Source organism: Candidatus Electronema sp. TJ (genome assembly GCF_048287355.1).
Lineage (GTDB): Bacteria > Desulfobacterota > Desulfobulbia > Desulfobulbales > Desulfobulbaceae > Electronema.
In genome coordinates, this window is sequence record NZ_JBLWEP010000127.1 from 1 (window position 1) to 6,870 (window position 6,870).

A 6,870-nucleotide genomic window follows, 5' to 3' on the forward strand; every position below is an offset into this window, starting at 1 on the left:
CCGGGGAAGGGAATCGTTTTCGGCTGATGCGTGCCGACCGCGATCAGGACGTAATCGTACTCGGCCTTGAGCTGCTCGATCTTCTCCTGGGTCATGCTCACGCCGAGATTGACATGAATCAGCTCCTGCTTGAGGAAACGCTGCACCTCCATCTCCCAGACCGCCTTGGACAGCCGCTCCCACGGAATGGTCTGGGCCAGCTTGCCGCCAAGCTGTTCGCTTTTCTCGAAAATATGGGCTTCAACGCCCGCCAAAGCCAGATGCCAGGCCGCGCCCATGCCTGCCGGGCCGCCGCCGATGATCGCCACCTTACGGCCAGTGGCGGGCTTGCCTTTGGGCGGATCCACGTTATGCACCGCTTGGCCCAAGATTGAGACATCAATGGAGAAATCTATCTTCTTGCGCGAGCAGTTCTGGATGCAGAGGTTCGGGCAGATGGTGCCGCAGACCGAGGCCGGGAAGGGCGTGTAGCGCAGCAGCATCTCGTAGGCTTCCTCGTTCCTGCCCTCGCGGATCATCCGCAGCCGGTCAATGGTCGGGATGTGCATCGGGCAGTAGTAGGTGCAGGGCGCGGCGGAGTCGCGGTTGACCCACCACGGCTTGCGCCTGCGCAGCTCGCCGGTCTCAATCACGCCGACCACCGAGCGGTCAAGCGTTGGGGCGAGGTCGCGCAAGGGGTCGCCACCGCCGAAGCCCGCGCTCCACACGCGCTTGGCAAACTCGGACATCGGCATGGGGCCGGAGGACAGCAGGGCGCGTTCCTGCGGGCTGACAGCGGCGAGCAGGTTCCAGTCCTCGCGTTTGCTCAGTTCGTCGAGCAATTCCGGCCTGCCTATGGCGTTGAGGTATTCCGGCAGACGCTCAAGCAGCCACTGCCATTCCTCGTCATTGGGCTGCGTCAGCTTGGCGCTGTTGCGGGCATAGCTGCCGTCGGTTTTGCCCCGGAAATAGACCCAGCCGCCAACCATGCCGACGCAGGGCCGGTAGCCGAGCACGCTGTCCGGGTTCTTCGGGTTATGGCCGCAAACCACCGCGATGCCGCCGCAGTTGAACTCGGCAAAGGTGTCGCCGACTGAGCCGAGCACCCACATCTGCGGGCGTTGGTAGTCGGGGTTCCACTTGGTCATGGTCAGGCCGCGTGCGCCGATGGAGCCGCCGATCATCACCCTGCCGCCCGCCATCGCGCTGCACACGCCGTTGGTCGCGTCGCCCTTGACGATCACATCCGCGCCGATGTTGAGATAGCCCACGTCGTCCGAGGCCGAGCCTTCGCAGATGATCGTGGTGCCGGGCAAGCCCATGCAGCCGAGCCGCTGCCCGACTGGTCCTTTCACCCGGATGGTCAATGGCCTGTCCTTGCGCCCGCCCAGCCGCAGGCCGATGTTGTGCTGACCAAAGGATTCGAGCAGCAGCTCGTCCGCGTCAGCCGCCGCGCCGCGCACTTCTTCTTCAAAAATCTTGGATGTTAGGCGCAGGCCATTGGCATCCTTGCCGCATATGGTTGCAGTTTTGATCGCGTGTTCAGTCATAATAATAAAAAAATCCGTGTTATGGACAGAAGATGCCCGGATGGCTGGTGTTTTTTGACTAATCAGCCTTGCCCGCTAAATAGTTTTTGATCGTTTCGTAAATCTCTGTTGCCATGTTGAAGAATTTTTCTGCAACCTTTCTCGACGGTTTCCCACCCGGCAGCAAACCAAGTTCTGTTGGATACCTTGCGTCAATATACAGTTCGTTGATTTGATCGAATATATTTTGATCAACATCCATCTTAATATAATTTTCTATTTTCCCTCTCAAAGTTATGATGTTGTGAATTCTGGGAACATGACTTTCTTTTTCTTCCAGAACAGCTTTCATGCTTTTTTCAATGGCCTGCTGAGAATGAAAGGCCACCATGTGGGTAAGGTATTCGTTTCTAATAATTTCTTCGATAAGGAGGAGATCATCTTTGGCAGACTCAAGCCAATATTCAGTCTGCCTTTTCATACAATACCTTGCCTTTCTTTTTTATCTCTTGAAAAAATGAGGCGTTATTCTGCGAAAGAATATCGTATTCGCCTTTTGTGTACACAACAAGATCAATAGGAATCTGCTTGGTTAACCCATAAATATTCCTGCGAACCAGCAGCTTGTTCTGCATTTTTTCTTCGTAATCCTTAGATATTTTTGACGAATCAAGCACAACGACTAAATCAATATCGCTATCGTCAGAAAATGTTTCGTCTGCGTAAGAACCGAAAAGGATTATTTTATATGGATCAACTATGCGGATATTTTTTACTATCTCAAGAAGATAAAATCTTTTATCTAGCATATCAAGCACTCCTGTACAGAAAAAGGAATGTTTCATACTCCCCGGCGCATTTCATATATTCCATATCGTCGCCAAGGATTCCGTCTTGAAATTCTTCATAAAACAAACGACTTTCCTTGCCGAATTGTTCTTCAAAGTGCCGAAGCTGTCGTATTGTTTTTTCAAGGTCGATTTTAAGAATATGGATTTCATGATCAAGCGCAGCCTGAATCAGCGGCTTGACATGAGATGCGCTGGGAATTTTATGATTATGATGAGCTGGGTCATGCAGCACGCCTGCGTTCCAACGCAGGAGCTTTGGAACGCGCAAGAGAAAACCTGAAATATTTATGGTAACTCCAAAACAGGGCAGTCTTCCATAAAGATTTCTGCAACATTGGCCAGCCTGATGAATCCTTGATATCTAACTACATTGTACGGGGCATCCCACCGAAGAATTCCTTCCGCCCAATATATTGTTCCAAAGGCGTGTATTTGAAATCTAATTCTAGATTCATCACCCTTGGAAAGGTCAACAGTTGCTTTTGCATCCTCTATCCTCTCCGCCTCTAAAGAAACACGAATTTTTCCGTTCGGTATTTCTTGGGCTTGGAAATAAAAATTGTGCTGCCTGTCAGGGCCATTGATTAAACGGTATCTGCTACCTACTATAGCCATAGTTTTCTCCTTTTTTAGCCTTCCTCGAACGGGTGTGCTATTGATATTGAACACGTGCGCCCCCGACTTTCGGCAGCACACGTACTTTTGCCCTAACAAATATACTTAATCCCCAGCCGCTGCGCCGCGTCCGCATCGTCAATGCCGAGTGCATCGGACATGCCTATGGGCAGGCTCTGCGAACGGCCAAGCGGGGCCATGATCTTCTTCATCTCCGTTCTGATTGAGGAGAAGACATCGGCCACGCGCTGGGCAACATCATCCGGGTCAAGCCTGCGGTAGAGCTTGGGATTCTGGCTGGTGATACCTTTCGGACAAATGCCGACGTTGCAGACGTTGCAGCGGCCCATCTCGTTGCCGAGACAGCCTGCGCAGGCCTGCATGATGTACTTGCCGATATGCACACCCGACGCGCCGAGCATGATCAGGGCCATGCCGTTCTGGGTGACGTTGCCGTTTTTGCCAATACCGCCCGCAGCAAAAAGCGGAATCTCATTCTGGCGGCCTTGGGCAACCAAATCGAGGTAGCACTCACGCACATTGGAGGCAATCGGATGGCCGGTGGCATCCATGCTGATGTTGTAGGCCGCGCCTGTGCCGCCGTCTATGCCGTCAATCAGCAAGCCGCCTGCGTAGGGATTGCGCACGAGGTTGTTCAGCACCGACTTGGCCGAGGTGGAACCGGAAATCTTTGGATAAACCGGCACGCGGAAGCCAAAGGCCATAGACATGGTCTGGATCATCTTCATGACGCTTTCCTCAATCGAGTAGAGCGTCTGATGCACCGGCGGTGAAGGCAGATCAACGCCTTCCGGCACGCCGCGCAGACGGGCGATCAGCTTGCTGACCTTGAACCACATCAGCAGGCCACCGTCACCAGGCTTCGCGCCTTGGCCGTACTTGATCTCGATGGCTGCCGGGTCGCACTGCATCTCCGGGATGGCGCGGATAATCTCGTCCCAGCCAAAATAACCGGAAGCGATTTGCAGGATGATGTATTTGAGGAACGGGCTGCGCAGCACCCAAGGCGGGCAGCCGCCCTCGCCAGTGGCCATGACCACGGGAATACCAAGCACCTCGTTGCAGTAGGCCACGCCTTGGAGCAGACCCAGCCACATGTTGGGCGAAAGCGCACCAAAGGACATCGAGCCGATCACGAAGGGGAATATCTCGCGGGTCGGCGGAATCCACTCGCCTGCCTGTTGACGGCGGAGAAACTCCTCCGGCGGCAGTATGCGACCCAAAATGGTGTTGATGTTGAACTCATGCCGCCCGGCATCAAGGGCCGGGTCAGTGAGCATGGAAATGCGGTCAAAGGCGATGCGGTCAAGTATGGTCTTGCCCGGCACATTGCGCCGTCCGCCGCGTTTCCAAGCATCGCCCTTCTCATCCATGTGAAAGCGCGAGCGGTGCTCGTTGCTGTTCGGCACCGGGCCGATGGCCTCGTTCGGACAAACAGAAGAGCACATGCCGCAGCCAATGCACATCTTGGCGATGTCGGTGTTCTGGCGGATGCCGACAAAATGGCGGTAATCGTTGCCGCGTTTTTTCTGGAGGATGTCCAGCTTGGGCACCCGCTGCCTGCGATAGGTCAGGTAAATCGCCTGCTTCGGACAAACCGCCGTGCATTGACCGCAGAGCGTGCAGCGGTCTTCGCGGTGCTGGATAATCCAGGGCAGATCGCTGTAGGTCAGGCTGCCTGGCTGAGTGTAAATTGATCGAACTGAGACCATATCTGAAGTTCCTTTCTGTCAGGGGGAATGATGACTGTGTGTTCGCGCATGGGCTGGAAGTCGAGGCTGGGGTCGCGGTCAGGAATGAGGGCTTCCACGCCGCACATCTCCGAGGCAATGGCCCACGCGCCGGGCCGTCCGCCCACTGTGGCAGGCCGCATCTTCTTCTGATCCATGACGATGAGGCAGGATTCATCCGGCAGGGTGCCGATGACCGCGTTCGGCCCGTCAATGATCAGACGGCGGCAGGCGGTGCGCAGCCCTTTGAGGAACTCGCCCTGCGGATGCTTGTTCAGCTCTTCGGTCTTCAGCGGGGTGATGACGTGCTTGTAACAGGCCAGCGGCAGATTGAGCTTCTTGGTCACGTAATGAAGAATGTGCGCAAATACCTCAGAGTCGGACTGATAGCCCATATAGCCGGGGATATTCTTGCCCAGCAGCCATTCCTTGATCGGCACGAACGCGGTATTCTCGCCGTTGGTCATTGTGGCGATGCCCTGAATGAAGAAGGGATGGCAGGCGTAGAGATTGATGCCGTAGTTGGTGTTCTGCCGTCCCTGCGCCATGACCACGCGGGCCTTGATGCGTCCGTCGTTGAGGCCGAGCGCGTCGCCGATGTCTAACGGCCAACCCACTTCCTTGATCATCACCACATCTGACCAGAACGAAAACACGGTCAGGTCGTTGCCGTGCGCCTCGCCATCCTTGCGCAGGAAAAGACGAGTCAGCATCAGCTTGTCTTCCAGCTCGGCCTCGCTGATCCCCTGCGGCTTTTTGTAAACGCGGACGATGTACTGATAGCGGTCTTTGGCCTCAATCAGCGCGGCGTTGACCTTGAACTGATGATCATACTCCTGCTCAAAGCCGCGCTCCTCCATATACTGGTTCAACCGTTGGAAAGCCGCCTCAGTGTGGGCAATGCCGGACAGGATGACCTGCTCTTCTTTTTTGTAATTGAACTCCGCAAAGCTGACCCCGCGCAGCAGCAGGCCAAGGCCGCTGCCATCGTATCCCTCCTGCATGGCTTCCATGCCGGTCAGAACCTCATAGGGGGAAAAGGGTATGTCTGCGGTTTTCAGGGCTAATCGACACATAAATGACTCCCGGAAATTCGATGCTGGATGTGCATAAGGCCGGACGGTTCGTTTTCCGGCGGAAAAAGACTTGACAGTACAAAGAAAACAGCGGTCTGTCAAATAGAAAGCGCGAGGTGCGCCGTTGGCGCGGAGAAGTCCGTATAACGGAAGAAGGCGGCACTGAAGAGACTGAACTGGTGAAGCCAGAACGTTTCTCAGAGCCTGTTATGAACTTTCCAGCATGTTGCTGCTGACAAGATTGCGCGGCATCAAAATAGAAAAGATCCCGAAGTGGAGGCCCCGGAAGATTTCCGGGGCGCGTTCAGCCTGCGAAACCGGGCTGTGCAAGCGAAGCTGCGTTCAGCAGACCATCGTTTCGGCAGCAGAGTGAATTGACCGCAAACAATTCGATCGCCCGCACCTTTGGCTGCCTGAGCCGGATGATCCCTGCATTTTGCTGACCATGCTTTGGCGAAAGATTTTTCGCCCAAGCAACAACCCTTCACAGCACCGCAGTCACCGTGTTGCTCGCGTCGCTTTCGCCCGCCTTGTTCACAGCAATGACCCGGTACTCCAGCTCCTTGCCGCGCTCCTGGCTGTCCAAGGTGATCTCCGCTTCCAAGGCCGTGCCTGCCATCGCCCACTCGCCGCCAGCTGCCGCGCGCCGCTCCACCCGGTAAAAAGCCGGCCTGCCGCCGTCCGGGGATTTCTTCCAGTCCAAAGTCAGCCAGCCCGGCCCCTCTTTGGCCGCCTCCAAGGAGCGGGGCTGTCCCGGAGCCTGCAGCGGAGTCGGCTCCGCCCTGCCGCCCCAGCCGAGCGCGGCCAGTTTCGCGTCATTGCCCTGCACCGCGTCTTCCGCATAGCTGAGAACGCTTTTCGCCGCCGCAACTATTTCATCCACCCCGGCCTGCTTGGCTTCAGTTGACTGCTTGGCAGCGGCGTGGGCCGAAACTTGGGCGTCTCCCAGAGCAGTCAGGCTGTCCAGCAAGGCTTGCAGCTGCGCCGGAGAGACAGGCGGATTGGGAAAGTCCGGGTTGCCGGTCAGTCCGGTGATGATGTTCTGCACCAGAATTCTGATGTCCGCTTC

The 6,870-nt window shown here is 55.8% G+C and carries 8 protein-coding genes; all 8 read right to left on the minus strand.

Going from position 1 to position 6,870, the window contains the following annotated elements; all coding sequences use genetic code 11:
• Positions 1–1,529: NAD(P)-binding protein (locus ACNKID_RS09350; RefSeq protein ID WP_417913161.1), on the minus strand; the 1,529-nt coding region annotated here is incomplete at its 3' end.
• A gap of 58 nt (positions 1,530–1,587) precedes the next feature.
• Positions 1,588–1,989, minus strand: a complete 402-nt coding sequence (locus ACNKID_RS09355; RefSeq protein ID WP_417913162.1) for a HEPN domain-containing protein — start codon at positions 1,987–1,989, stop codon at positions 1,588–1,590.
• Complete coding sequence (locus tag ACNKID_RS09360; RefSeq protein ID WP_417913163.1) at positions 1,973–2,317, minus strand: nucleotidyltransferase domain-containing protein; 345 nt, start codon at positions 2,315–2,317, stop codon at positions 1,973–1,975. The genes ACNKID_RS09355 and ACNKID_RS09360 overlap by 17 nt, the downstream gene beginning before the upstream one ends.
• A 1-nt stretch (position 2,318) precedes the next feature.
• Positions 2,319–2,627, minus strand: coding sequence for a hypothetical protein (locus tag ACNKID_RS09365; RefSeq protein WP_417913164.1), 309 nt, complete (start codon positions 2,625–2,627; stop codon positions 2,319–2,321).
• A gap of 17 nt (positions 2,628–2,644) precedes the next feature.
• Entirely contained in the window at positions 2,645–2,974 is a 330-nt protein-coding gene (locus ACNKID_RS09370; RefSeq protein WP_417913165.1) for a hypothetical protein, read from the minus strand.
• Positions 2,975–3,066: 92 nt separating this feature from the next.
• The gene (locus tag ACNKID_RS09375) at positions 3,067–4,707 is read right to left on the minus strand and encodes a glutamate synthase-related protein (protein WP_417913166.1); all 1,641 of its coding nucleotides are present in this window, start codon (positions 4,705–4,707) and stop codon (positions 3,067–3,069) included.
• On the minus strand, positions 4,665–5,801 hold the full coding sequence (locus tag ACNKID_RS09380; RefSeq protein WP_417913167.1) for a glutamate synthase: 1,137 nt from the start codon (positions 5,799–5,801) through the stop codon (positions 4,665–4,667). The genes ACNKID_RS09375 and ACNKID_RS09380 overlap by 43 nt, the downstream gene beginning before the upstream one ends.
• A gap of 484 nt (positions 5,802–6,285) precedes the next feature.
• On the minus strand, positions 6,286–6,870 hold a 585-nt coding region (locus ACNKID_RS09385), incomplete at its 5' end, for a fibronectin type III domain-containing protein (RefSeq protein WP_417913168.1).